This window comes from Pseudomonas sp. LBUM1643, from assembly GCF_059716215.1.
This window is the reverse complement of record NZ_CP166813.1, coordinates 2217061-2239983: the sequence shown is the minus strand read 5'-3', so window position 1 is coordinate 2239983 and position 22923 is coordinate 2217061. Positions and strand designations below refer to the sequence as shown.

At 57.2% G+C, this 22923-nt stretch carries 22 protein-coding genes, 4 tRNA genes and 1 pseudogene; 10 read left to right on the top strand and 17 right to left on the bottom strand.

Features of this window, described 5'->3' with window-relative positions; all coding sequences use genetic code 11:
- Positions 1 to 2: 2 nt before the first annotated feature.
- Positions 3 to 959 (bottom strand): sugar ABC transporter substrate-binding protein, encoded by a 957-nt coding sequence (locus ACA063_RS10095; RefSeq protein WP_497665722.1) that lies wholly within the window; start codon positions 957 to 959, stop codon positions 3 to 5.
- 198 nt (positions 960 to 1157) lie between these two features.
- Positions 1158 to 1601 (bottom strand): hypothetical protein, encoded by a 444-nt coding sequence (locus ACA063_RS10090; protein WP_497665721.1) that lies wholly within the window; start codon positions 1599 to 1601, stop codon positions 1158 to 1160.
- Positions 1602 to 1960: 359 nt separating this feature from the next.
- On the opposite strand from ACA063_RS10090, the gene ACA063_RS10085 reads away from it, so the two are divergent.
- From ACA063_RS10085 to ACA063_RS10075, 3 genes are all read left to right on the top strand, one after another.
- Complete coding sequence (locus ACA063_RS10085; RefSeq protein ID WP_497665720.1) at positions 1961 to 3049, top strand: asparaginase; 1089 nt, start codon at positions 1961 to 1963, stop codon at positions 3047 to 3049.
- 137 nt (positions 3050 to 3186) lie between these two features.
- Complete coding sequence (locus ACA063_RS10080; RefSeq protein WP_497665719.1) at positions 3187 to 3456, top strand: DUF1654 domain-containing protein; 270 nt, start codon at positions 3187 to 3189, stop codon at positions 3454 to 3456.
- A 4-nt stretch (positions 3457 to 3460) separates the two neighbouring features.
- Positions 3461 to 4150, top strand: a complete 690-nt coding sequence (locus ACA063_RS10075; RefSeq protein ID WP_497665718.1) for an endonuclease — start codon at positions 3461 to 3463, stop codon at positions 4148 to 4150.
- 55 nt (positions 4151 to 4205) lie between these two features.
- Here ACA063_RS10075 and ACA063_RS10070 read toward each other — a convergent pair whose 3' ends face one another.
- Together ACA063_RS10070 and ACA063_RS10065 are read right to left on the bottom strand one after the other, a co-directional pair.
- Positions 4206 to 5117 carry a siderophore-interacting protein gene (locus ACA063_RS10070; protein ID WP_497665717.1) on the bottom strand — a complete coding sequence of 304 codons (912 nt, stop codon included), beginning with the start codon at positions 5115 to 5117 and terminating at the stop codon, positions 4206 to 4208.
- A gap of 101 nt (positions 5118 to 5218) precedes the next feature.
- On the bottom strand, positions 5219 to 5584 hold the full coding sequence (locus tag ACA063_RS10065; RefSeq protein ID WP_497665716.1) for an SPOR domain-containing protein: 366 nt from the start codon (positions 5582 to 5584) through the stop codon (positions 5219 to 5221).
- A gap of 250 nt (positions 5585 to 5834) precedes the next feature.
- Between ACA063_RS10065 and csrA the strand changes: the two genes are divergently transcribed.
- A complete protein-coding gene (csrA, locus tag ACA063_RS10060) occupies positions 5835 to 6026 on the top strand; it encodes a carbon storage regulator CsrA (RefSeq protein ID WP_045057924.1) in 192 nt (63 codons plus the stop codon).
- A gap of 93 nt (positions 6027 to 6119) precedes the next feature.
- On the opposite strand, the gene ACA063_RS10055 is transcribed toward csrA, so the two are convergent.
- Complete coding sequence (locus ACA063_RS10055; protein WP_497665715.1) at positions 6120 to 6569, bottom strand: DUF2214 family protein; 450 nt, start codon at positions 6567 to 6569, stop codon at positions 6120 to 6122.
- 241 nt (positions 6570 to 6810) lie between these two features.
- Between ACA063_RS10055 and ACA063_RS10050 the strand changes: the two genes are divergently transcribed.
- From ACA063_RS10050 to ACA063_RS10035, 4 genes are all read left to right on the top strand, one after another.
- Positions 6811 to 7563 carry a carbonic anhydrase gene (locus ACA063_RS10050; RefSeq protein WP_497665714.1) on the top strand — a complete coding sequence of 251 codons (753 nt, stop codon included), beginning with the start codon at positions 6811 to 6813 and terminating at the stop codon, positions 7561 to 7563.
- A 53-nt stretch (positions 7564 to 7616) separates the two neighbouring features.
- Positions 7617 to 7826, top strand: coding sequence for a hypothetical protein (locus tag ACA063_RS10045; protein WP_497665713.1), 210 nt, complete (start codon positions 7617 to 7619; stop codon positions 7824 to 7826).
- A 51-nt stretch (positions 7827 to 7877) separates the two neighbouring features.
- Positions 7878 to 8132: a hypothetical protein gene (locus tag ACA063_RS10040; RefSeq protein ID WP_497665712.1), complete on the top strand. Its 255-nt coding sequence runs from the start codon at positions 7878 to 7880 to the stop codon at positions 8130 to 8132.
- A 128-nt stretch (positions 8133 to 8260) separates the two neighbouring features.
- Entirely contained in the window at positions 8261 to 8839 is a 579-nt protein-coding gene (locus ACA063_RS10035; RefSeq protein WP_497665711.1) for a hypothetical protein, read from the top strand.
- 57 nt (positions 8840 to 8896) lie between these two features.
- Here ACA063_RS10035 and ACA063_RS10030 read toward each other — a convergent pair whose 3' ends face one another.
- Positions 8897 to 9334, bottom strand: coding sequence for a GNAT family N-acetyltransferase (locus ACA063_RS10030; RefSeq protein ID WP_497665710.1), 438 nt, complete (start codon positions 9332 to 9334; stop codon positions 8897 to 8899).
- 331 nt (positions 9335 to 9665) lie between these two features.
- Between ACA063_RS10030 and ACA063_RS10025 the strand changes: the two genes are divergently transcribed.
- Positions 9666 to 10046, top strand: a complete 381-nt coding sequence (locus tag ACA063_RS10025) for a hypothetical protein (protein WP_497665709.1) — start codon at positions 9666 to 9668, stop codon at positions 10044 to 10046.
- Positions 10047 to 10568: 522 nt separating this feature from the next.
- Here ACA063_RS10025 and ACA063_RS10020 read toward each other — a convergent pair.
- Positions 10569 to 10645, bottom strand: a tRNA-Val gene (locus ACA063_RS10020).
- 185 nt (positions 10646 to 10830) lie between these two features.
- Between ACA063_RS10020 and ACA063_RS10015 the strand changes: the two are divergent.
- Positions 10831 to 12115, top strand: a pseudogene (locus ACA063_RS10015) (NAD(P)/FAD-dependent oxidoreductase).
- Between the two features lie 57 nt (positions 12116 to 12172).
- On the opposite strand, the gene ACA063_RS10010 reads toward ACA063_RS10015, so the two are convergent.
- The 10 genes from ACA063_RS10010 to ACA063_RS09965 all read right to left on the bottom strand — a co-directional run bounded on the left by ACA063_RS10010 (position 12173) and on the right by ACA063_RS09965 (position 22747).
- Complete coding sequence (locus ACA063_RS10010) at positions 12173 to 13144, bottom strand: XdhC family protein (protein ID WP_497665708.1); 972 nt, start codon at positions 13142 to 13144, stop codon at positions 12173 to 12175.
- A gap of 1 nt (position 13145) precedes the next feature.
- Positions 13146 to 14381 carry a c-type cytochrome gene (locus ACA063_RS10005; RefSeq protein WP_497665707.1) on the bottom strand — a complete coding sequence of 412 codons (1236 nt, stop codon included), beginning with the start codon at positions 14379 to 14381 and terminating at the stop codon, positions 13146 to 13148.
- A 2-nt stretch (positions 14382 to 14383) separates the two neighbouring features.
- A complete protein-coding gene (locus tag ACA063_RS10000) occupies positions 14384 to 14923 on the bottom strand; it encodes a (2Fe-2S)-binding protein (protein ID WP_497665706.1) in 540 nt (179 codons plus the stop codon).
- Positions 14916 to 17747 (bottom strand): xanthine dehydrogenase family protein molybdopterin-binding subunit, encoded by a 2832-nt coding sequence (locus ACA063_RS09995; RefSeq protein WP_497665705.1) that lies wholly within the window; start codon positions 17745 to 17747, stop codon positions 14916 to 14918. Before ACA063_RS09995 ends, ACA063_RS10000 begins: the two co-directional genes overlap by 8 nt.
- 425 nt (positions 17748 to 18172) lie before the next feature.
- Positions 18173 to 20596 carry a TonB-dependent siderophore receptor gene (locus ACA063_RS09990; RefSeq protein WP_497665704.1) on the bottom strand — a complete coding sequence of 808 codons (2424 nt, stop codon included), beginning with the start codon at positions 20594 to 20596 and terminating at the stop codon, positions 18173 to 18175.
- A 67-nt stretch (positions 20597 to 20663) separates the two neighbouring features.
- Positions 20664 to 21614: a FecR domain-containing protein gene (locus ACA063_RS09985; RefSeq protein ID WP_497665703.1), complete on the bottom strand. Its 951-nt coding sequence runs from the start codon at positions 21612 to 21614 to the stop codon at positions 20664 to 20666.
- The gene (locus ACA063_RS09980; protein WP_497665702.1) at positions 21611 to 22120 is read right to left on the bottom strand and encodes a sigma-70 family RNA polymerase sigma factor; all 510 of its coding nucleotides are present in this window, start codon (positions 22118 to 22120) and stop codon (positions 21611 to 21613) included. The genes ACA063_RS09985 and ACA063_RS09980 overlap by 4 nt, the downstream gene beginning before the upstream one ends.
- 250 nt (positions 22121 to 22370) lie before the next feature.
- Positions 22371 to 22447: transfer RNA gene (locus ACA063_RS09975), tRNA-Asp, on the bottom strand.
- A gap of 92 nt (positions 22448 to 22539) precedes the next feature.
- Positions 22540 to 22616, bottom strand: a tRNA-Asp gene (locus ACA063_RS09970).
- A gap of 55 nt (positions 22617 to 22671) precedes the next feature.
- Positions 22672 to 22747, bottom strand: a tRNA-Val gene (locus ACA063_RS09965).
- Positions 22748 to 22923 lie beyond the last annotated feature (176 nt).

Here is a 22923-nt window from a genome sequence, read left to right as displayed (position 1 = left end):
GACTACTTGGTCACCAGTTCGACTGGAGTTTCGATCACGCCATTGGGACCGCTGTCGACCTTCTCACCCTTGATGATTTTCAACGCCGTTTCGATGCCGAACACAGCTTGCTTGGCGGCAAACTGGTCCGCAGTGGCCAGCACGCGGCCATCTTTAAGCATGGGTTTGATCGCGTTGATGTTGTCATAACCGACCACTTGCACCTTGCCAGCCTTGCCTGCTGCGCGCACGGCAGACACAGCTCCGACGGCCATGCTGTCGTTACCTGCCAGCAGGGCTTTGACTTGCGGGTACTCGCTGAGAATCGAGGCGGCCACTTTGTTGCCTTTGTCGATTTCCCAGTCACCGGACTGCAACGAAACGACCTTGATCTGGGCGGCTTCCATCGCGTCCTTGAATCCAGCGGTGCGCGCTTGGGCATTGGTAGTGGTGGACACGCCTTCAATGATGCCGACTTCGTCACCGGCCTTCAGTTGCTTGGCCAGATACTCGCCGACCAGACGCGCGCCTTTGCGGTTGTCAGGACCGACAAAGGGCACGGTGATATTTTTGCTTTTGACGACGGCAGGATCGAGTTGATTGTCGATGTTGATCACGGTGATACCGGCATCGATCGCTTTCTTGATCACCGGGACCATGGCTTTGGAGTCAGCGGGTGCAATGACCAGCGCGTTGACCTTGGCCAGGATCATTTGCTCGACAATGCGCGTTTGTCCGGCGGTGTCGGTCTCGTCCTTGATGCCGTTGGAGATCAGATCGAAATCTGCGGAATGATCTTTCTGGTAAGCCTTGGCACCGTCTTCCATGGTCAGGAAGAATTCGTTGGCCAGCGATTTCATGACCAGCGCGACTTTCGGTTTTTCAGGGCTTTCGGCGAAGGCCGATGAGACAGGCAACGCGGCGGATGCGGCAGCCAGCATAGCGACAGCGAGAAGGCGTCCAGCGAATGGCAGCTTCATGGATTCACTCCGATCTTATGATTATTGTGAGCAACGCTTGCGCTGACGTAGGCTGCACACTGCTTATCGAGACAATCAGCCCGTCTGAAACATTGCGCAAACGTTTGCGTAGACCGAACTATGCGAACCCGGCCGAGATTTGTCAACGACCGAGCGTACCGATTTTTAGCGACTGCCTGCAAAAGCAAGACAACTGAATCAAGCTGAGGTGCTGACCAGATTACCGGTAGCAGCACCCTTGGTTAGCTCCGCCGCCAACGCCGCCGCTACTTCAGTAATCGCCGCCGTGGTTTGGATAATTCTTTGTTGCATCGACACGATGGCCGTCATTTTAGCTTCCGCATTCGCGAATTTCGCCGCCTGCGTCGACGCCAACTGTTGCTGTTGTTCGCGCAGTTGTTGCTGCAGCTCTTTCATCCGTTTGAGCAGCATCTGCACTGTAATGCTTTGGGTGCTGGCGGTACTTTCAGTCTTTGAATCGCCATGCACTCCCCCTGCCCCGACCGGTTTTTTATCGCCATTCTCCAGTCCCGAGCCTGGTGCAACCTTTTCCGTTGCATCGTCATTCAGGGCATCGACTGTCGCCGCCTTACCGCCAATATTGATCAAAACTGCATTTGATGGACTGATCGTCAACGACATCTGAACTCCCTCCCAAAAAAGATCCGTATGGAGGCATCGACCGTTACGTGAGTTTCTTTAGAGGTGATTTGGCAAGCATGAGCGGGTGAAATGTCTCACAGGAAAAAGTGCGTAGGAATTTTCGGTGGACCGAACGGAAAAGGCGCGCACGTTCGGAAAGCCGGACGATCCATTTCGATAAAACGGCGGTATAAAACAAAAAAATTGTTATATATCATTTAGTTACATTGTTTAATTAACGCTAGACATGACTGGTACAGCTCTTGCTCCTTCCCCTCCACCTCAAGCGTTCAGATCGACCTGAGGCGTATCTAGATGAACCTGCAATCTGCACCGTCTCACCACTAGAGAGAAAAATAATGACATCTGCTTTGAAGACCTTTGTACCGGGCGCCTTGGCCCTTTTGCTCCTCCTGCCGACTGCCCTCCAGGCAAAAGAAGTTGAAACCCAACAGAAGCTCGCCAACGTGGTGATCCTCGCCACCGGCGGCACCATTGCCGGCGCAGGCGCCAGCGCCGCCAACAGTGCGACTTATCAAGCGGCGAAAGTGGGTATCGAGCAATTGATCGCCGGCGTTCCGGAGCTGAGTCAATTGGCCAATGTTCGCGGCGAGCAAGTCATGCAAATCGCCTCGGAGAGCATCACCAACGACAACTTGCTGCAACTGGGTCGTCGAGTGGCTGAACTGGCCGACAGCAAAGACGTTGATGGCATCGTCATCACCCACGGCACCGACACTCTCGAAGAAACCGCTTACTTCCTCAACCTGGTGGAAAAAACCGACAAGCCGATCATCGTCGTCGGCTCCATGCGTCCAGGCACCGCAATGTCCGCCGACGGCATGTTGAACCTGTACAACGCCGTAGCTGTGGCTAGCAGTAAAGAGGCGCGAGGCAAAGGCGTGCTCGTCACCATGAACGACGAAATTCAGTCGGGTCGTGATGTCAGCAAGATGATCAACATCAAGACCGAAGCATTCAAGAGTGTCTGGGGACCATTAGGGATGGTGGTTGAAGGCAAATCCTATTGGTTCCGCTTGCCAGCCAAGCGCCACACCATGGACTCGGAATTCGATATCAAAACCATCAAGAGCTTGCCCGACGTCGAAATTGCCTATTCGTATGGCAACGTAAGCGATACTGCCTACAAAGCCCTGGCGCAGTCGGGTGCGAAAGCGATCATTCACGCTGGCACGGGCAACGGTTCGGTGTCCTCGCGAGTGGTCCCTACCCTGCAGGCCCTGCGCAAGGACGGCGTACAAATCATTCGCTCTTCCCACGTCAATGCGGGTGGTTTCGTCCTTCGTAACGCCGAACAGCCAGACGACAAGTACGACTGGGTTGTGGCTCACGACCTGAATCCACAGAAAGCCCGCATCCTGGCCATGGTCGCTCTGACCAAGACCAATGACAGCAAAGAGCTGCAGCGGATGTTCTGGGAATACTGATTGACCCTCGCCCGGCCGGTTCCGGCCGGGCACCTCGATACAAATTTCTCCTGTCCTACACCAAACCACGAAAAACGCTGTCAGAAGATTTTCTTGCATTTTAAGCAGTTGCGATAATCCCTACAGTTTAATACTGTATGCACGTACAGCTTAATAAGGATAATTTTGTGGCCACCACTTCCGACTCCCCAGACGCCTATGCACGCATGGGCATGCGCGTTCAAAAAATCATCAATTCCCCTACCGCTCAGAAAGCCAAAGCGGCGCTGATCTTTCGCCTGCCGGAAGAGCCGGTGGACGAGTGGGAGCAACTGCTGGAAGAAATCGACGAAAACGATAACGTCACCCTCGCCTATCGCGACGATGGTGGTGTGCAGATTTTCTGGGTTGTGCCGAAGGAAGATTGAGTCAATGAGTGTCCGTTTTTTTACTCTGCTGTTTTTGTTCTTCGCCATGAGCGCACAAGCTGCTGCCCCTCGCACCTTTGAAGAAGCCAAGAAAGTCGCCTGGAAACTCTATGCCCCGCAATCGACCGAGTTCTATTGCGGCTGCAAGTACACCGGCAACAAGGTCAACCTCGCGGCCTGTGGTTATGTACCGCGCAAAAGTGCCAAACGCGCTTCTCGCATTGAATGGGAGCACATTGTGCCGGCCTGGCAGATCGGCCATCAGCGCCAATGCTGGCAAGAGGGCGGACGCAAGAACTGCACGCGCTACGACCCGATTTATCAGAAGGCCGAGGCCGATCTGCATAACCTGGTCCCCAGCATCGGCGAAGTGAACGGGGATCGGAGCAATTTCAGTTTCGGCTGGCTGCCGGTACAAACCGGTCAATACGGCTCGTGCCTGACTCAGGTCGACTTCAAGGCAAAGAAGGTGATGCCGCGTCCCTCAATACGCGGCATGATTGCCCGGACGTACTTCTATATGAGTAAACAGTACGGTTTGCGCTTGTCGAAACAGGACCGCCAGCTTTACGAAGCCTGGAACAAAACCTATCCAGTGCAGGCCTGGGAGCTTCAGCGCAACCAAACCGTTGCGTGCGTCATGGGCCGTGGCAACGAGTTTGTCGGGCCGGTGGACATGAAAACCTGCGGCTGACGGCTGGCTAAGAATACAAAGGCCTCGAGCATAAACCTCGAGGCCTTTTTTCGTTCTAGCCGCCGACTTTGTTGTAGCGCCAGTAACCCATCAAATTAAGACACTCGCGGGCAATGCAACGCTCCTTGATCAAATGTTTGCGAAGACCCATTACCGCAACCGTTTCGCCGGCAATCCAACCGTAAAAACCTTCGCCCGGCGTTGCCGATGTCTCCCAGAGAATATCTTCGTCTACATCGACCTCGGCCAACTCCCTCGCGCCAGCCATGTGTGATGAGGTCGACGGAAGATGAGCCCCGCGAACCGCTTCGACCATTAGCGAGCCCGCTGCTGCGTCAGTGACGTCCTCTCGAATCAGCCACTGAACGGTAAGTCCGGGCCAGTCAGGAACCGGCAGCGCATCATCCCGGCTGTCCACCTCAAAAAAAGCCTGAGTCACGGGTGGCTCCGCGAGCGCTGACTGTTCTTCCAGAATCCCAAGAGCCGCAGGCAGCGCGGTGGCGTCTGCCACCAGCAACAGGTGCTTGAGTTTTTTCGGTGGCTTCCACTCGAAACCTCCCGCGTCCAGCGCAGAAAAGCGCTGGTCTGGCGCGACGATTTGAATCGGATCGCCCGCAATGGCATGAATGGCCCAACGGGATGCCGGACCGGTTTCACCGTGCAGTACGAAGTCAATGTCGACTTCACCCTGTTCGGCTCGCAAGTGTCGAATGGTGTACGTGCGCATTGCCGGACGTTGCTCTGTCGGCATCGAGCGATAACGCGCGTACCAACCGTCGTCGTGGGAAAGCCTGGACGGTGTTCCGTCGTTAGCCGGAAAAAACAGCTTCACGCGCTGATCAGGCGCCCAGGTCGCCATCTCGGCGACCATCGGACCGGCCAGCGTGACGCGCATAAGATGAGGACTGAGCGTGGATTTTTGACGCAGGACCGCGTCGAAAAGCTTGTAAGGGGTCGTGGAGGCCACGGGGGTACTCCTAAAGGAAATCGAGAGTGACTACGTTTGGAAACGTGTCACCGCCCAATTCCTTTAAGACTTTTCAGCCCAACGGTGCCGGCGTAAGCCTGTTACTGCGCGGCCATATGCTCCACCACCAACAGTTGAATGTTCTGCTTCTTCGCCCGGGTGAGCGCAGCGGCGACCTCTGCCTGTTTGGCCTCGGCCTCCGCTTTCGAATTGAAAGGTCCCATCAGAATGCGGGTCTTGCCATTTTCCTTGACGACATTGGCAACAAAACTGTGTTCGATCAGCCAGCCACTCAGATCGCTGACTGCCTGGGTAATTTCGCCCCGCACTTCCAGATCCCACTGCTGTGAAGGAGCCGTCACCGGCGCGGTCGACACCGCCGACTGGGGCTTTTGCCCTTCAACGCGCTTGCCTTCCCCGCATCCCGCTAACGCCAGTACCGCGATTACCAAGACCAATTTGCGCACGACGCTTCCCTCTGAAGGCTAAAAGCCGGGATTTTAACATTCATGAATAGTTCTTTAGGGCCGCAAAATGGCCGTAAAACAACGAGAATGATGGTTGCGGCCTCTGTATAGTTACGCCTTGGGAATTAATGCAGCATCTGCGCGTCAGAAAGAGGCACCCAAACTGTGAGACTTCGCACTAATCTATACGTACCACCGACCTCTGCACTGTTCGAATCAGGTGCCCTACAAAGCAATCAAGGAGAAGACCATGCTGATACTCACCCGCAAAGTCGGTGAAAGCATAAATATTGGCGATGACATTACGATCACCATCCTCGGCGTCAGCGGCCAGCAAGTCAGGATTGGAATCAACGCCCCGAAGGACGTTGCGGTGCACCGCGAGGAGATCTACCAGCGCATTCAGGCTGGTTTGACCGCTCCGGACAAACCGCAAAACTGAGTTCCGCAGCAGTCAGTAGCCAGCCCGTTCGCATTCCGAACCACGGCTGGCTAAGATTCAAGCGCAACGTGACTGCTGTGCCCCCGACTAACCTCATGCCACCCCTCGCGCCATGCCCGTGGCCGCTACAACCATCAGCAACACCAGCATCGCCTCGACATGGCTGATTCGCGCAAACAGCTTTGCACGACGGTCATCGATAGCCCTGCCTTTCGCCAATGCAATCCGCCACTTGATCAGCGTCACCATCGGCGCTACTTCCAATAGCAAAATCAGTACAAATAAAGTCATTTTCAAATGGAAAAGTGGCTGTTGAAGATAGTAGTCAGTGCCCTTTTCATACCCGCCAAACGCTCTTATCCCGCCAGTAACAAGCAGAATGACCGCGCAGATCCCCCAAAAGTTATCCGCGTTCAATACGCTTCGAGCCTCCCCCATACCCGCAGACAAGCGTCTGAACGCCGTACCGCGCGACAGCACAGCCCAAAAACCCAATCCAAACGCTATCAGATGTATTGCAGCCAGAAACCAGTGGGTCAGCATCTAGATACTCCTTGCAGGACGAATTGAATCGGTCTGTCAGTAGTAGCCCATCAAACGATGTAGCGCACCCGCTCTGGTAGTCGCCGTCTGCCAGGTTTAATTCAACGGGCTGACTGCGCAGCCGAAGAAATACATGGCGTTACAGCGACTCGCTGGACTCCAACACGCCAGTGCGACAAGTTCCTGCAGGCAAAATACAACAGCCCTTGTTCCCACCGCACTGAACCGAGTACACATAATCATGTGTGAGCCATGTGATCCGAAACCTGCTGCAAAACTCACTGGGCGCCGCCACTTTCTGCGCCTTGCCGGATTAGGGGCCGGCGCCCTGCTACTTGCAGGTATATTGCCCAACCGAAGCATTCAGGCCGCGGCAATTCCTTCAGCCCCCCCAAAACCGAAAAACGTCATCAACCCGGATGAAGCGATTAAGCGGTTAATGGAGGGAAATGATCGGTACGTCAGCGGTAACTCAGTGACACACGACTTCAAGGACGAACGCGAAGCGCTGGTCTCCGGCCAGAACCCGTTCGTGGCAGTGCTGAGTTGCTCTGACTCGCGCATTGCACCCGAGTACGCCTTCGACACCGCGCGAGGTGATCTTTTCGCCGTACGCGTCGCTGGCAACTTTGTCACTGCCGAGGGCCTGGCTAGTATTGAATACGGTGTTGCCGTGCTGGGAACCCCACTCATTCTGGTGCTGGGGCATGAGCGCTGCGGCGCCATAGAAGCGGGCATAAAAGCTGTTAAAGATCAAACGGTGTTCCCGGGGCACATCCCGAAACTGACTGACGCTCTCAAATCCTCGATTGAGACAGTGATCAAGCAACCCGGAGATATCGTGGAAAACGCGACCGCGCAGAATGTCAAAGACTCGGTCGAGCACCTCACAAAAGCCTCACCCCTGCTGACCGACGCGCTCGCAAAAGGCAAACTGAAAATAGTGGGAGGTATCTATCGTTTGGCAACCGGTAAAGTTGAACTGATAGCCTGAACCCCCAACGGTGCGAAAAACAGATACGGAGAGTCCAGCGAAAGGGTTGATGCATGCCGAAGAAACAGGTGAACAGTACAGTGGCAGTAACTGCCGCTGAAATTGAGAGAGCTATCCAGGCCTTGAACAAAATGGCTGAGCGCCTTTGGGGAGAGGGCCGAGAAATCGAGGCGAAAGCCCTGTTGGATGCGCTGGACTCTCTAAATCGGGCGCTGGACCGGATCAGGATTGGCGAGAGTCGCAGGGTTAAGACGCTTCATTGAAAACGACCACAGGCTCATTAAAAGCCGCGACGCGAACGGACGGACAAACAGTTGCCAGATCTAATACAAGGGCTCGATGGCCCAAGAACAGCCCAACAAGAGCTGTTTTTTGACCTTGAAGATGCGACCGCGATCATCGGCTGGTGCGCGACAGAGTTGAGCAGCATGGCAGGCCGAGGCAAATCGCCTGAGGAAGCCATTGCGCTTGGCAAGATTTCGGCATTACTGAAGGATCAGCAAGCAATAATCAGTCTCTACGCGGATGAGGTTAAGGCAGGAAGGATAGTGCGAAGCAAGTCTGAGTAATTAGACGACCAAGCAACATCGGCAGAGGCCCGACGAAAAGTCATCGGCACCGCCTGTGCAATGGCTTGAGAGCCTCTCTTCCACTGCTATGCTCATAATGCCAACTCTCCCAACCTGAGATGAAAAGCATGGCAGCAGAAGGCATGCGATCCCCTCTTGCTTTCAAGGCTACGGCCTACTCGGCCGGAGGCTTGTTTGTCGCTTGGGTTGTCACAAAGCTGCTCGATACTCACTTCGACTTGAAATTGTTTACAGATGCCGAGGGATGGCTGTCAGGTGTCTGGGATTGGCTTTCGCTGGAAACACCAGTGCCGAACTGGCTGCTGCTGATGATCGCGCCTTTGATCGTTTCTCTGTCGGTGGCAATTTACTACACCCGCGCGACTGAACGTGCGTATGGCGAATTACATGAGATAGAGCGAAGAGTTTACAAAAAAAACAACCCTCAGTTTCCCCAGCTGACAGACAACGAAACGATACTGATGGAAGCGTTGGCCTATCACGCGAACTTCAGAAAAATTGCAAATTTTGACTCGGTTTGCAAACTCGTTTCACTCAGCACGCTGGAAGTTGAATCGGGTCTAAAGCAACTGGAAGTCAAACGCCTTGTGAAGCGGGATGTGACGCGGGGTACGTTTGGCTCCACCATCTATATGCTTACCTTGGCGGGTAAGGATTATGCGCTAGAGCGACTTGAGCTAACTTAGGTGGGCAATTGGCTTCATCTTAAAACGCAGGCTCAATTCAACAAGAGAACACCAAGTTTAACTGTCAAAAAACTTCACAAAGATGAGCTCTGGGTCTCCTGGATCAAGGTTCTCTATTCTGCCGCTGGATTCAAATCCAATCTGCACCAACAGCTGCTGCATGGCCACATTCGACAGGTTGGTAGAAGTGAAGATTTTTTTTGCAGAGGCGCCATGTTCCAAGTGAGTGATGATTTGCGTGGCAACCCCAGAACGTCGGTGAGCGCTGGAAACAACTACCAGGGTTATGAACCATTCCCCAAAAAAGCATTTTTCCAGGCATCCATAACCAATCGGGACATCAGGTTTGCTTCTTTCACATGCAACCAGGCATTCGCACTGCTCTACTGCCTTCTCGATGTATGCCCGGCGACCACTTTCTTCCGCCGCCAAAGGATCCAGACGAACCAACCATTCGATATCGCTCAAGACGGCCTGTCTGATTAGCATATTCATGATTGCGCCTCCCGGTAAATTAGCCCGAATTTGATTTAATTTTCATGCCTCAGAGGCCACCCGCTGAGCGAGGGGCTGATAGAAAGCGTGACGGATCGCCTCCAGTCAGACTGCCTGGCTGTCATGGGCTCACCTGATACTTGAAATGTTAACCCGGACTAGCTAACCAAAGAGATCAGCAAGGCATGACGCGACCATGATGACCGTTCGGCGGCCGACACACATAAGCTGATATTTCTTCTCATTTACCGATTCCGTTTCGTCATATTTCAGCTCTACAATGCTGTCGCTGACCAGTCTCAGCTTAGAAACCTCGTCAGGGAAGAGCGCAATGAAATCATCAGCAGTCTTTGCCACGCTTCTGTTCGCCGCCGTTACTTATTCCGCCAATACCCTTTCTGCCGCAGACGATTACTACGCCGCATACTCCATCGACAGAGTGATGGGCGACTCGCCTGTTCGCAATGTAGTGGTGAAAAGAAGCGGTCCAGAATTCACGTCCTATCGCGCCTTTCAGTTCGACTGTGCAAGCCAGGATTTTAGTCAGACTGGATTTTTCAGTTCGCCTGAGGGCGCCCTGGCCGAACTGGCGAGGACAACACGATCTGACAGTTACTACTCTTCTCTGATCGACACCGCCCGCGTGAAAGCGTGCGAACTTGAACCAGGGATGAACGTCAGCGATACCGCTCAGCCGCCTACCGCGTCATAGGGCTTTTCACACGTCATTCCGCGGGCCCTTGCTTGGTACCAGTTGCAATCGGTGCGCCAGCCCTTTGGTCAGCGCGTTGGAGCAGGCAACATTGCGGCGCATGTAGCCCGCGAATCTCATCTACTCCAAGTCCAAGACCCGCCAGCGGGAGCAGATCGACGCCAAGATCATTTGACGTTGGCAACCCCGCGCTACCTGACCAAGAGTTCAGCAAGACCAGGAATACGCTCACGTCTACGACAACATGCCAGCCGGCGAGCATCCCGCTTTTCGAGATTCGCGCTTTAGGGGCATGGCTTTATGTGCCGCAGAAATTCCCACAGGAATACATCCAGGCATTGATGAGGCATGCAGATAGCACTACAAAACGGGCACGATGAAAACAAAATCAAGAACTTGGAGAAAGGCGCCGCGCTGGCGTCGCGACTGAGGTTTTGCAAAAGTTATTCAAATCGCAGACAACAAAAAAGGGCCCACCTTTCGGTGAGCCCTTCTAGACCGCCCAGCAGAGCGGATTTTGTTTGGTAGGCGCGATTGGACTCGAACCAACGACCCCCACCATGTCAAGGTGGTGCTCTAACCAACTGAGCTACGTGCCTGCTGTGAGGCGGCATTCTACGGAATTCCGAAAGGGTGTCAACACCTTTTTTCGAGCTAACCCTATGAATATGCAAAATATTTAATTTCGCGACCGTGAAGAAGATTTTACGGTGGCTGGCGGTCGATTTTTAACTCGGGTAGGATCGAAGCGCTCGTAAAATATATTAAACACAGAGGCAGCAGGATGGCGAACACCCCCTACCCAGAGTCCTATTACGCCGCATCGGCGTGTGCGGTTCCTCCGCGTCCGGCATTGCAGAACGATGTAGAGACTGACGTCTGTGTGATTGGCGCCGGCTACACCGGGTTGTCTTCTGCCCTGTTTTTGCTCGAGAGCGGGTTCAAGGTTACGGTGCTGGAAGCCGCCAAGGTGGGTTTTGGGGCGTCGGGCCGCAACGGTGGTCAGATTGTTAACAGTTACAGTCGCGACATCGATGTGATCGAACGCAGTGTCGGCCCCAAGCAGGCTCAACTGCTGGGTCAGATGGCGTTCGAGGGCGGGCGGATCATTCGCGAGCGGGTTGCCACCTATAATATCCAGTGCGACCTGAAAGACGGTGGCGTGTTTGCAGCCGTCACCGCCAAGCAGATGGGTCACCTGGAATCCCAGAAGCGTTTATGGGAACGTTTCGGCCACACGCAACTCGAGCTGATGGATCAAAAACGCATCCGTGAAGTAGTGGCTTGCGATCAGTATGTCGGCGGCATGCTCGACATGAGTGGTGGACATATCCATCCGCTGAATCTGGCGCTGGGCGAAGCGGCAGCCGTCGAGTCACTTGGCGGGACGATTTATGAGCAGTCGCCAGCGGTACGCATCGAGCGTGGCGCGAATCCGGTGGTGCATACGCCACAGGGCAAGGTAAGGGCCAAATTCATCATCGTGGCGGGCAACGCCTATCTCGGCAATCTGGTGCCGGAACTGGCGGCCAAATCGATCTCTTGCGGTACCCAGGTCATTACGACCGAACCGTTGGGCGAGGCTTTGGCGAGCAGCTTGCTACCTCAGGATTACTGTGTCGAAGACTGCAACTACCTGCTTGATTATTACCGTCTGACGGGCGACAAACGCCTGATTTTCGGTGGCGGCGTAGTCTATGGCGCGCGGGATCCGGCGAACATCGAGGCGATCATTCGGCCGAAGATGCTCAAAGGCATTCCCGCAACTCAAGGACGTGAAGATTGATTACGCGTGGACCGGCAATTTCCTGCTCACCCTGTCGCGCCTGCCCCAGGTGGGACGGTTGGGCGACAACATCTACTACTCCCAGGGTTGCAGCGGCCACGGCGTGACTTATACGCACCTGGCGGGCAAGGTGCTGGCCGAAGCGTTGCGCGGTCAGGCCGAGCGTTTTGATGCGTTTGCGGATCTGCCGCACTACCCGTTCCCTGGCGGCCAATTGTTGCGCACACCGTTCGCTGCGCTAGGGGCCTGGTATTACGGCCTGCGGGATAAGTTCGGTTTCTGACAGGCTTGTCATTCATTGATGTAACCGGCGCTTTCACAAGCGCCGTCGAGAAGGTCGTCAGAGCCGATCCCGTGCAATTCCGCTGCGGATGCGCAGGATGTCGGCGAGCACCGCCAAGGCAATTTCAGCAGGTGTTTTGCTGCCCAGGTTCAGCCCGATCGGCGCATGAATCCGCGACAGTTCGGCATCCCCCAGTCCACCAATGCGCCGCAACCGCTCGAAGCGCTTTTGCGACGTCTGCATCGACCCCATCACGCCGATGTAAAACGCATCGGTGCGTACCGCTTCCATCATCGCCAAATCATCGATACGCGGGTCGTGGGTCAGCGCCACCACCGCCGTATCGCTGTGGCATCCGCCATCGGCAATAAACACCGAGGGCAGTTGCCGGCGAATGTCGACGTTTTCCAGCACCACGCCTTCCAGCACCTCGTCCCGGGGATCGCAGAGAATCACTTCGAAACCCAGCCCGACGGCAAACTCCGCGCACGCCTGAGCAACGCTGGAGTAACCCGCCAGCAACAATCGCTGAGCTGCCCCGATCCGCACACGAACCCGATCGACTTCACGCTCGATGCGCACACCCTGCTCGCGATCGGCAAACAGACTGCGCGCACCGCTGACCAGATCGACCTCGCGGATCAGCCGACGCTGACCCAACAATGCCGACTCAAGCTCGCGTAGATGGGCCTGAACCTCACACTCCGGCTCAAGCTTTTCCACCAGCACGTCAAGTATCCCGCCACAGGGCAAGCTGACCCGGGAGCGCGGATCATCGCCTTCGCCATAACGCACCACATTGACCGGCTCAGAAAATGCGCCCTCGGCGACCCGTTCGAGAAAGTCTTCCTCGACACAGCCGCCCGACAACGAACCGATCCATTGTCCGTCAGCGTTCACCGCCAGCAGTGAGCCAGGCGCACGAGGCGCCGAACCGTAGGTGGCGAGCACCGTGCACAGCCACACGCATTGACCGGCCGCCGACCAATCAAGCGCCCGTCTCACCACTTGCAGATCGAGATGCTGCATATCAGTGCGCCTTATGCTCGGCCAAAGGGGCTTGCGCTTGCAGCTTCTGCACGTCACTGACGGCCAGATCACCGGTTTGCCCACCCCAACCTTGACGCAGGTAATTGAGCAGATCGGCCAGCTGTTCCTGGCTGAGTTTGTCGGCAAAGCCCGGCATCGGTTGCATGCGCTCGAAGCCGACGAACTGCTGTTCGCCAATCCCGTCCTCGATCACCCGCAACAGGTTGCGCGGATCTTCCAGGCGCAAGGTGGTATTACCGCGCATGGCCACCGCGATGTGCGGCTTGCCCTCGCCCTCTACGGCATGGCAACCGGCGCAGACGTTCAGGTATTCCTGACGACCGCGCTGGGCGCTGGCGCTGAGTTTGTCCAACGGTACGTCGGTCAGTACCTTCGCTGCCGGCGGTTGATCGCCGAGCAGGTAAGTCGCCATCGCCGCCAGGTCCGGGTCCGTGAGGCCTTGGGTGCTGTTGTGGAACACCGGGAACATCTCGTTGAACATCGTGCCCTGGGCGCTCATCCCGTGCTTGAGAAACGAACTCAGGTCCTGGTGATTCCAGCCGCGCGCCGCCAGGTCATTGGCCAGCAGGCTCGGTGCCAGATAACCATTGAGCAGACCACCGGTCATGCGCTTGTCCTGTTGCATCGCGCCGGGCAACCCGCGCGGCGTGTGGCATTCGCCACAGTGACCGAGGACGTCAACCATGTACTGGCCACGCTTGAACGCTTCGCTTTTGCCCTCGGTGGGCAACAGTTTTACGTCCTTGCCATAGAGCATGTTCCAGCCCATCAGCCCCAGGCGCACGTTGAACGGAAAGCTCAGGCTGGTGACCGGTGCCGCACGCTCGATCGGTTCGATCGTTTTCATATACGCGTGGATCGCGTCAGAGTCTTCACGCGGCATCAGGTGGTACGAGGTATACGGCATCGCCGGGTACAGGTTCGCACCATCGCGACGCTTGCCTTCGGTCAGTGCAGCGAAGAATTCGTCATCGCTGTACAGGCCGATACCGTGCTCTTTACTCGGGGTGATGTTGGTGCCGTAGATCGTGCCGAACGGCGAGACAATCGGCAGACCGCCCGCATACGGCGCACCACCTGGTGCGGTGTGGCACGCCATGCAGTCGGCAGCGCGCGCGAGGTATTCACCGCGCTTGATCTGATCATCCGCATGAACCAGCAATACCGGTGCAGCCAGACCGACCGCCAACGCCAGACGGGAAAGTAGATGCTTCATGCTTAACCCTCCTTGACCAGGCCAAGATCGGTCAGCACGTTGCGCGTGGCGCTGTAATAGCGCACGTAGCCGGTGCAGCGGCAGACGTGGTGACCGAGGCTGTCCTCGATCACCTGTTCCAGCTGGCTCTTAACGATTGGCTGACGCTGAAGCTTCTCCACCAACACAGTCGCGGCGTTCACAAAACCTGGCGCGCAGTAGCTGCACTGGAACGCGAACTCATCCACAAAGCGCTGCTGGATCGGGTTCAGTTCGGTGACCTTGCCCTGCTCGTCGCGGGTCGCGTGTCCCTCGATGGTCCGCACTTTCTTGCCTTCGAAATAATGCGCACCCGTGATGCAGGTGCGCACTTCTTCGCTGGTGCCGTCCGGGTTATCGACAATCACCACGCAGGCGTGACAGATGCCCTGACCGCAACCCAGCCGGGAGCCCGTGAGGTTCTTGTATTCGTGCAGGTAGTCGATCATCGGCAGGTCATCAGGGATGTCCACCGGGCCGACGGATTGACCGTTGAGAGTCAGTTTAAGCGGACGGTTAGCCATTGAGGGCCTCCTTGATGCGTGCAGAAGTGATAGGCAGATCGCGAACACGTTTACCGATGGCATGAGCCACGGCGTTACCGATGGCGCCCACCACCGGGATCATCACCACTTCGGCAATGCCCTTGGACGGGTCGCTCGGCGACAGCGGCGGCAGGATTTCGGCCGTCTGGTTCCACACAGCTACGTGACGCGCCATCGGCAAACGGTAACGGTTGAAGTTCCAGTCACCCTCCCCCGGCCCGCCTTCGTACAGCGGCATCTCTTCCAGCAACGCGTGACCGATGCCCATCGCGATCCCGCCTTCGAGCTGCCCCTTGACCAACTCTTCCACCAGCACTCGACCGCACTCGACCCAGGAGTGATGGTTAAGCACCTGCACTTCGGCGGAGCCCTTGTTCACTTTCAATTCCACCAGCGTCGCAACCGGGCTGTAGTACGTCACCGCCGCGTTGTTCAACTGGGTGTCCGGGTAATGGACGTTCTGGCGATCCAGCAGGTGGAAACCGTTGCTGGTCATCTGCGCCAGTTTTGCCTTCGGTGCGCCGTCACCGTACTTCACGGCCAGGCCATCGAGGGGCAGACGTTCGCGCACGCCGTCGATGCTGTATTCAGCCTCGGCCCAGCTCCAGCGGTTGAAACCGTGCACCGTGGCGCCGGTCACCAGACCTTTTTCGTGGGCGTGTTTTGCCAACTGTTCAAAGCTCAGCGGCTGCATGCCGTTGGCGGTGAGTTTGCCGTCGACCCAATGGGCGTCTTCGCGGCGCACCACATAAGGATTGGCCTGACCGCCGTAAGGGCCCTGGCCCCAGATCTGTAGCGCTGCCGGCCATAAGCCGTGGTTGAACAGCACGCGCGCTGCTTCACGGGTGGCGTGGCTGAAGTAATAGGCGGAGTTGGTCGCCGACGACGCCGAGGCCAACTTGCCGACCCAGCGCGGATTGCGCAGGAAACCGTCCTGTTCAGCCTGACTCATGATGTACGGGTTGCCGCCGGTGATCAGCTGCAACTCTTTCCATTCGGTTTCGCCAGTCTTCACTTCAGTCGCCGGGATGCCGATGAAATCCGCCACCACCAGGGCTTGCGAGGTGGACATGCCCGTGCCGATTTCGATACCGATGTGACGCAGGGTCACGTGGCCTTCGGCGGTGAATTCGATGCTGGCCATCGGCGCTTCGGAACCGGTGCCGAAGTCTTTCTGGCAGATGGCGAAACCGACGCCGTACCAGTTGTCCGGGTCCTGGGCTTCGCGCTGCTGCTTGATCGCATCGCGGTTTTTCCAGACGTCGTGCACGGCCGCCTTGTCGAGGATCTCGTGCAGGCGCAACGCACCCGCCGGCACCGCGCCCTGGGTGTTTTTCATACCCGAGACCATGGCGTTTTTCTTGCGCAGGTCGATGGCATCGATACCAAGACGACCGGCGATTTCATCGACCATCATCTCGGTGGACGCCATGCTTTGCAGCGTGCCGTAACCACGCATCGAGCCCGCCTCAACCGCGCGGGAATGGTAGGCCGTGACCTGCAAATCGTTCTGCGGCATGTAATAGATCGACTGCGCCGCCGTCGCGCCTACCGCCGCCACTGAAGGGCTGTAGTTGATTCGTCCGCCGCCATCGACACTCATCTCGGCGCGGAAAATCTTGAAGCTGTGATCGATCTTGTCGACCGCCAGCTGGTAGCGGATGTCGAACGGGTGACGCTTGATGCCGCTCTGGAACTGCTCGTAACGGTCATTGGCCAAACGCACCGGCACACCGGCGCCGTACAACGCAGCAAGGGCTGCGTAGTAGACGAAGATGTTGTGGTCTTTGGAGCCGTAGCCGACTGTGTAGCCAGGGTGCATGTTCAGGTTGGCCAGGCCGAAACGCGACGGCGCGATCATCTTCGCTGTCTCGGTGGCGGCTTCCAGCGGGCACTGCGTGGCGACGACGAAATGCAGAGTCTTGGTCGCAGGATCGTACCAGCCGTTGCCGTTGTCCGGTTCCATCGCGGCCGGCTCGATCGATGGGGTCTTGTAGCGCTCGTCGAACACCAGCCAGTTTTCAGGCGGGGTTTCGATCTGCTGCTTCATGCGGTCGGCGTAAAACAGTCCGCGTTCAGTCAGGTTACCGTGCAGGTCCGGCTGGGAATTCCACACCGGCCGACGGTTTTTCAGCATCGGGAACAGGATCGAATCCTTGAGGCTGGCAAATTCATCCTCGTCCGCCGAAGTCGCGCCACCGACGCGTACGTAGCGGAAGCTGCCGTAGGGGTCGCCTTCGTAGAAAGGCACCTGGGCGCCATAACGAATCGCTTTGTCATTGAATTTGAGTTTGGCCTTGGCCTGACGGAAGCGCTCGAAGTCGTTCCAGATCAGGATCGCCACCGGGTGTCCGATGAACATCGGCACTTTGCCTTCCGGCAATAGCGGATCAGGTGCGTGCTCTTCCGGGAAGACGATGCCGTCCTTGTCCAGGTCGGCGGCGGTGACAATGCGGTCAGGCTGCAAGTCAGCACCGAGCCACGACAGGTCGTAACCTGCGTAGATGCGATCAGCTTTGGTGATTTTCAGCAACATGGCATGGCCCTGCTGCTGCGGCCAGCCCGGCATGTCCTTGGCGCGGATGTCGCGGGCAAAGACTTTGCTGCCGCAGACCTTGGACAAGGCATCGTTACGCGAGCGCGCCTTGCCATTGTTGCCGAGCCATTGCTCGGACGGCACGGTCACGCTGTTTTCCATCAAGGCTGCCAGCGCCTGGGTACTGAGCGGTGTAAGCGTCACGCTCACACCCGCCACCAGCCCGCCCTGAAGGAACGAACGCCGGGATATATCACGGTTGGACATGGATCATCCTCTGGGCGGTTATAGGCCCGCCCTTCTGGTTATGTTCTGGAATCTCGAGTCTTGCAGGAACCCTTTTTGGACGAAGCAAAGGGCTGTGTTGACAGTGCAAAGCTGACCGAAAGGTTAACTTTAAAGGTTTATGCGCTCGCGGCAAACAACCAGTTACAAAAAACTGACCGAAAGATCAAAGTCATGTGGCGTTGCACCGCATTAACGATCAAAAAGCCCACGCTGAGGTGTGGGCGAGCAAGTGCCGCAGAATGCGATCCTTGTAGCAGCTGTCGAGCCTGCGAGACTGCGTTCGGCTGCGTAACAGTCGTCAAACCAGACACCCCGGTTTCCCAAAAAACGGAGTGGACCCATAGCGGCTGCTGCGCAGCCGAACGCAGTCTCGCAGGCTCGACAGCTGCTACAAGTCGCGAGATTCAGAAATCAACAGTCGCCGACAGCAGGTAAGTACGCGGGGTCGATAGCGTCAAGCCGGGCTCGCTGTCATCCGATGCGCCCGCCGAACTCCAGTAGCGCTTGTCGGCTACGTTCTCGATATTGCCACGCAGGGTGATGGTTTTTTCGTCGACCCGGAACGCATAACGTGCGCCCACGTCGAAACGCTCCCAGGAGTCGATTTCCTTGTTGTTGGACTGGTCCAGGTACTGCGAGCTGGAATAGATCCCGCGGCTGGTCAAGGTCAGGCCCTGCACGGTCGGCACATCCCACTCGGCACCAAGGTTGACGTTGTATTTCGGCGTGGCAGGCGCCCGGTTGCCATCAAACGTGCCATTGGTGGTGCTGGTCAACTCGCTGTCGATGTACATGACACCGCCGAGCAGGCGAAACCCTGTTAGCGGTTCACCAAACACGCTCACTTCAACACCGTCGTTTTGACGCTTGCCGTTCGGGCCGAAGACGCGAGTCGTGGCATTGGTCTCGTAGGCCGGTTGCTTGATCCGGAACACTGCGGCGGTCACGGCAAAAGGGCCCGCGTCATACTTGGCGCCGACCTCAACCTGGCGGCTGATGAACGGCGGGAAGATTTCGTCCTCGTTCACCGAGGTCGATGGCGCGATCTTGCCCTGACTCAGGCCTTCCATGTAGTTGGCATACAACGAGAGCTTGTCGGTCGCTTTGAACAGGATGCCACCCGATGGCGACACTTTTTCCTCGTCATAGGCGGTGTCGCCTTTGATGTTATCCGACCAGTCGTCGACCTTCACTCGCTGCCAGCGGGCGCCGAGTGTCAGCAGCAGCCGATCATCGAAGAAGCCCAGCGTGTCGGACAACGCGACACCGCTGAAGCGGTTCTCGGTGTACACCTTTGAATCGAATCGCGTCGGGGTCCCAGGCTTCGGTGTTTCGACCGGGTCGTAAAGGTTGCTGGGGGCCGAGGCGTAACGGGCACCGCCGTTTTCAAAGTCCATGTAGAAGTAGCTGGCAGCCAGATTGACCTCATGGCTCACCGGACCGGTATGAAACCAGTTGCGTACCCCTGCCGTGGCCGTCCGGACATTTTCATCACGGGTGAAGTCGCGAGGTTGAACGCTGAAGTCCCCAGCGTCGTTAGTGACCGAGACGGCATGACGGAGAAAGTCATGGTTGCTTTTACGCGCGCCCACGCCGCCGTACAACATGACGGAATCGCTGACGTCGAATTCGCCGTTCACTGTTCCGAACGTATCTTCGGTGCGCGCCTTGCTCCAGGCCTGCGCATAGTTGCGGCGGACATCGCTGGCATGCGGAACCTGGGCATTGGCGCCAACCTGTACGCGTTCCTGCGGTGCATCAGTGTCACGCTCGGTGTGCCCGATGTCCGTTGAGAGCCGCAGGCGCTCGCCACGGAAATCCAGGCCCAGCACAGCCATGTCGCGATCGACGCTCTGGTGATCCCATTCGGTGTCGCCGGACTGCTTCACGCCATTGAAGCGGATGCCGAACTTGTCATCCTCACCAAAGCGCCGACCGACATCCACGGCGCCGCCGAGCTGGTTGTTGGACGCGTAACTGCCGGTGAACGAAGTGATCGGCTTGTCGGTGGCACGCTTGGGTACCACGTTGATGCCGCCACCCACACTGCCCCGAGGCGAGATACCGTTGATGAGCTGGGTAGGACCTTTGAGGATGTCGACGCGGTCGGCCATCTCCATGTCGATCGTATAAGTGGGCAGAACGCCGTAGAGGCCGTTGTAGGCAACATCACTGTTGAACAGGCTAAGCCCACGGATGGTGAACTGCTCATAACGGCCACCCGCCGGGTTGGTGGCGCGAACCGACGGATCATTGGCGATCAAGTCGCCCAAGGTACGAGCCTGCTGGTTTTCGATCACCTCACTGGTATAGGTGGTCATGCTGAACGGCGTTTCCATGAAGTCTTTCGAGCCCAGCAATCCTTGCGAACCGCGTCGCGCAACCTGGCCGCCGGCATATACCTCGCCGTCCGCCCCACCCGTGGCACCGAGAATCGAGGTCGGCGCCAGTTGCAGGCTGCTGCCTTCTGGCGCCGGGGTCAGGATGTACGCTTGTTCGCCCACCGGCTGCAGTTGCAAACCGGAACCTTGCAACAGTCGAGCGAAGCCCTCCTCCACCGCGAACTCGCCGGCAAGACCAGGGCTGCTGCGCCCGCCCACCAGTGTCGGGTCCACCGACAGATTGACGCCAGCCAACCCGGCGAAGCGCGTCAGCGCGGCACTGAGACTTCCTGCCGGCACCTGATAACTGCGTCGAGACGCGTCTTCAGCCCAACCGGCGGTGATGAACAACGGACACGCACTCAGGCTCAACAACAGGCTCAAGTGCAACAACGGACGACGGCTGGCGGGGACCAAACGCGGACTGGACGGGAACACTGCAGGCATTGAAAAAGTTCTCTTGGTTCGTTCACTTGCCTTGAATGACAATCGATACGAAAAAAGGGGACACGCCTTAAACACTATTTTTGCGCGGCAGCAGCGTTACCCAATAACGTGTGCGCGAATGCACCTCCAGAGGAAGGCTGGCAGCAAGCAGCGCCAGGATTCGGTCGGTATCTTGCAAACGAAAACTGCCGGTCACGCGCAGGGATTCCAGCTCTGGCTCCCAGCGCAACACGCCCGGACGATAACTGCTGAGCTCGCGCAAAAAATCACCCAAGGGTTGGTTCTGCGCCATCAGTACACCCTCACGCCAGCCTGGGGCGAGTACGTCAAAGGGTTCAATAGCGCCCGCACCCGCCGCTTTAAGACTGACTTGCTGGCCGGCTTGCAACGAGAAATCCGGTCCGCGCAACGGTTGCAATCGCACCGCCCCTTTCAGGACTGACACCTTGCAACCCGCCTGCCCCTGACGAACGCACACTTCGCCCTGACTGACGATTAATTGCCCGAAGTGGGTCTGGACGGTCAACGGCGGGGTTCCAGGAACGCTCAGCGCTATTTCGCCCTCGACGAGTTTCAGCCACCGATTCGTCAGATCGATATCGACGGCGCTTGCGGTGTTCAGTTGCAGCGAGCTGCCATCGGCCAAGCGGACCGTTTTGCCTTCCCCGGTCGCGGTTCGCAGGTCGGCACTCCAGACATCCAGCGGTAATTGTCGACTGATCAGCCAGGCAGCCGGCACCAATGCCACCGCCCCCAAGGCACGCTTGAGTACGGTACGCCGGCTTTCCTGCGGTCGATCGAGACTGGCCATTGCCAGCGCTGACGGTAGCTCGGTAAAGCGCTGACGCAGGACTTGGGCTTTCTGCCAGGCCTGCTCGTGACTCGAATGACTGTTTCGCCAGGTCTGCAGTTCGGCGCGATCCCGCTCATTGGCAGAACCGGATTCCATAAGCGCCAGCCATTGTGCAGCGACCCGTACGACTTGGCGGGCTTCAGCCGACGGCGCTGAGCCGATCACAGCATCACCAGCAGGCAATGTTCATAAGCCTGGGCCATGTAGCGCTTGATCGTGCGCTCCGAGACGCTCAGGCGCTCGGCGATGTCCTGATATGTCAAACCCTCCAATTGACTCCACAGAAACGCCCTGCGCACCGGCCTTGGCAATCCATCGAGCAACTCATCGAGGGCTTGCAGGGTTTCCAGGAGGATCCAGCGCTGCTCGGGGGATGGCACACAATCCTCAGGCAAGAGGGCCAGCGCATTGAGGTAGGCCTGCTCCAGGCTGCGACGCTTGTAGAAATTGGTCAGGAGCCGTTTGCCGACAGTTGCCAGATAGGCACGGGGTTCTTGCAGATCAGCAATGCTCTGAGAGCTGGCGAGTAAGCGTACGAAGGTGTCCTGGCTAAGATCCGCCGCATCATGGCCATTGCTCATGCGCCGTCTCAACCAGCCTTCCAGCCAACCACGATGATCGCGGTAGAGGTCGTTGAAAGATTGCTCCTCTGGCATTACTGCATCACTCATCTCAAGAAGCCCTGTGCCAACGAGTTATCGTTAATGAGAGTGATTCTAATTAATGTCAGCCGTGCGAAGGAAGCGCTTTATGTGTCAGTTGAGCAGAAAGGCTGGATGAGGAGGGTCGGGAGGGAGAAAACGTTGAATCGCAGACACAAAAAACCCCGGTCTTTCGACCAGGGTCTTTGCTATCGACTCGAAGACAGCCTGAGGCTTTTCTTCGTAGCTCCAAGGCGTTCAGTGGGCCTTGTAGCAGATATGGCGCAGCGGACGGGACTCGAACCCGCGACCCCCGGCGTGACAGGCCGGTATTCTAACCGACTGAACTACCGCTGCGTATCGCTTTGGACTTGCGTCCAAGTAACTCGTCTGACTGAAAGCTTCGAGGCTTGTCAATCTCGAACCAGGTAAAACCTGCTTCGCAAATATGGCGCAGCGGACGGGACTCGAACCCGCGACCCCCGGCGTGACAGGCCGGTATTCTAACCGACTGAACTACCGCTGCGCGTCGGTGGAGGCTTTTAAAAGCTTCCATCTTGCTTTCGCAAGACTCTCGGAAGTGGTGGGTGATGACGGGATCGAACCGCCGACATTCTGCTTGTAAGGCAGACGCTCTCCCAGCTGAGCTAATCACCCGGTTTGCATCTCCGAGGCCGCGAAATTTACGCAGGTAGCGAACCTAAGTCAATAGCAGGATTGAAGTTTTTCTGAAAAAGACAAAATCGCGTCAGTGGCTGGTGAGCGTGGTGACGGCCAGACCGCTATCGCGAGCAGGCTCACTCCCACAATAGTCCGCGTTGCACCTGTGGGAG

Excerpts from the sequence above, each read along its gene's own strand:
- ACA063_RS10010 (WP_497665708.1), bottom strand. The coding sequence starts at position 13,144 with ATGCAGCATCTCGATCTGCAAGTGGTGAGACGGGCGCTTGATTGGTCG.
- ACA063_RS10075 (WP_497665718.1), top strand. The coding sequence starts at position 3,461 with ATGAGTGTCCGTTTTTTTACTCTGCTGTTTTTGTTCTTCGCCATGAGC.
- csrA (WP_045057924.1), top strand. The coding sequence starts at position 5,835 with ATGCTGATACTCACCCGCAAAGTCGGTGAAAGCATAAATATTGGCGAT.
- ACA063_RS10055 (WP_497665715.1), bottom strand. The coding sequence starts at position 6,569 with ATGCTGACCCACTGGTTTCTGGCTGCAATACATCTGATAGCGTTTGGA.
- ACA063_RS10005 (WP_497665707.1), bottom strand. The coding sequence starts at position 14,381 with ATGAAGCATCTACTTTCCCGTCTGGCGTTGGCGGTCGGTCTGGCTGCA.
- ACA063_RS10090 (WP_497665721.1), bottom strand. The coding sequence starts at position 1,601 with ATGTCGTTGACGATCAGTCCATCAAATGCAGTTTTGATCAATATTGGC.
- ACA063_RS10035 (WP_497665711.1), top strand. The coding sequence starts at position 8,261 with ATGGCAGCAGAAGGCATGCGATCCCCTCTTGCTTTCAAGGCTACGGCC.
- ACA063_RS09980 (WP_497665702.1), bottom strand. The coding sequence starts at position 22,120 with ATGAGTGATGCAGTAATGCCAGAGGAGCAATCTTTCAACGACCTCTAC.
- ACA063_RS10000 (WP_497665706.1), bottom strand. The coding sequence starts at position 14,923 with ATGGCTAACCGTCCGCTTAAACTGACTCTCAACGGTCAATCCGTCGGC.
- ACA063_RS10025 (WP_497665709.1), top strand. The coding sequence starts at position 9,666 with ATGAAATCATCAGCAGTCTTTGCCACGCTTCTGTTCGCCGCCGTTACT.
- ACA063_RS10045 (WP_497665713.1), top strand. The coding sequence starts at position 7,617 with ATGCCGAAGAAACAGGTGAACAGTACAGTGGCAGTAACTGCCGCTGAA.
- ACA063_RS10080 (WP_497665719.1), top strand. The coding sequence starts at position 3,187 with ATGCACGTACAGCTTAATAAGGATAATTTTGTGGCCACCACTTCCGAC.
- ACA063_RS10030 (WP_497665710.1), bottom strand. The coding sequence starts at position 9,334 with ATGAATATGCTAATCAGACAGGCCGTCTTGAGCGATATCGAATGGTTG.
- ACA063_RS09990 (WP_497665704.1), bottom strand. The coding sequence starts at position 20,596 with ATGCCTGCAGTGTTCCCGTCCAGTCCGCGTTTGGTCCCCGCCAGCCGT.
- ACA063_RS09995 (WP_497665705.1), bottom strand. The coding sequence starts at position 17,747 with ATGTCCAACCGTGATATATCCCGGCGTTCGTTCCTTCAGGGCGGGCTG.
- ACA063_RS10095 (WP_497665722.1), bottom strand. The coding sequence starts at position 959 with ATGAAGCTGCCATTCGCTGGACGCCTTCTCGCTGTCGCTATGCTGGCT.
- ACA063_RS10050 (WP_497665714.1), top strand. The coding sequence starts at position 6,811 with ATGTGTGAGCCATGTGATCCGAAACCTGCTGCAAAACTCACTGGGCGC.
- ACA063_RS10085 (WP_497665720.1), top strand. The coding sequence starts at position 1,961 with ATGACATCTGCTTTGAAGACCTTTGTACCGGGCGCCTTGGCCCTTTTG.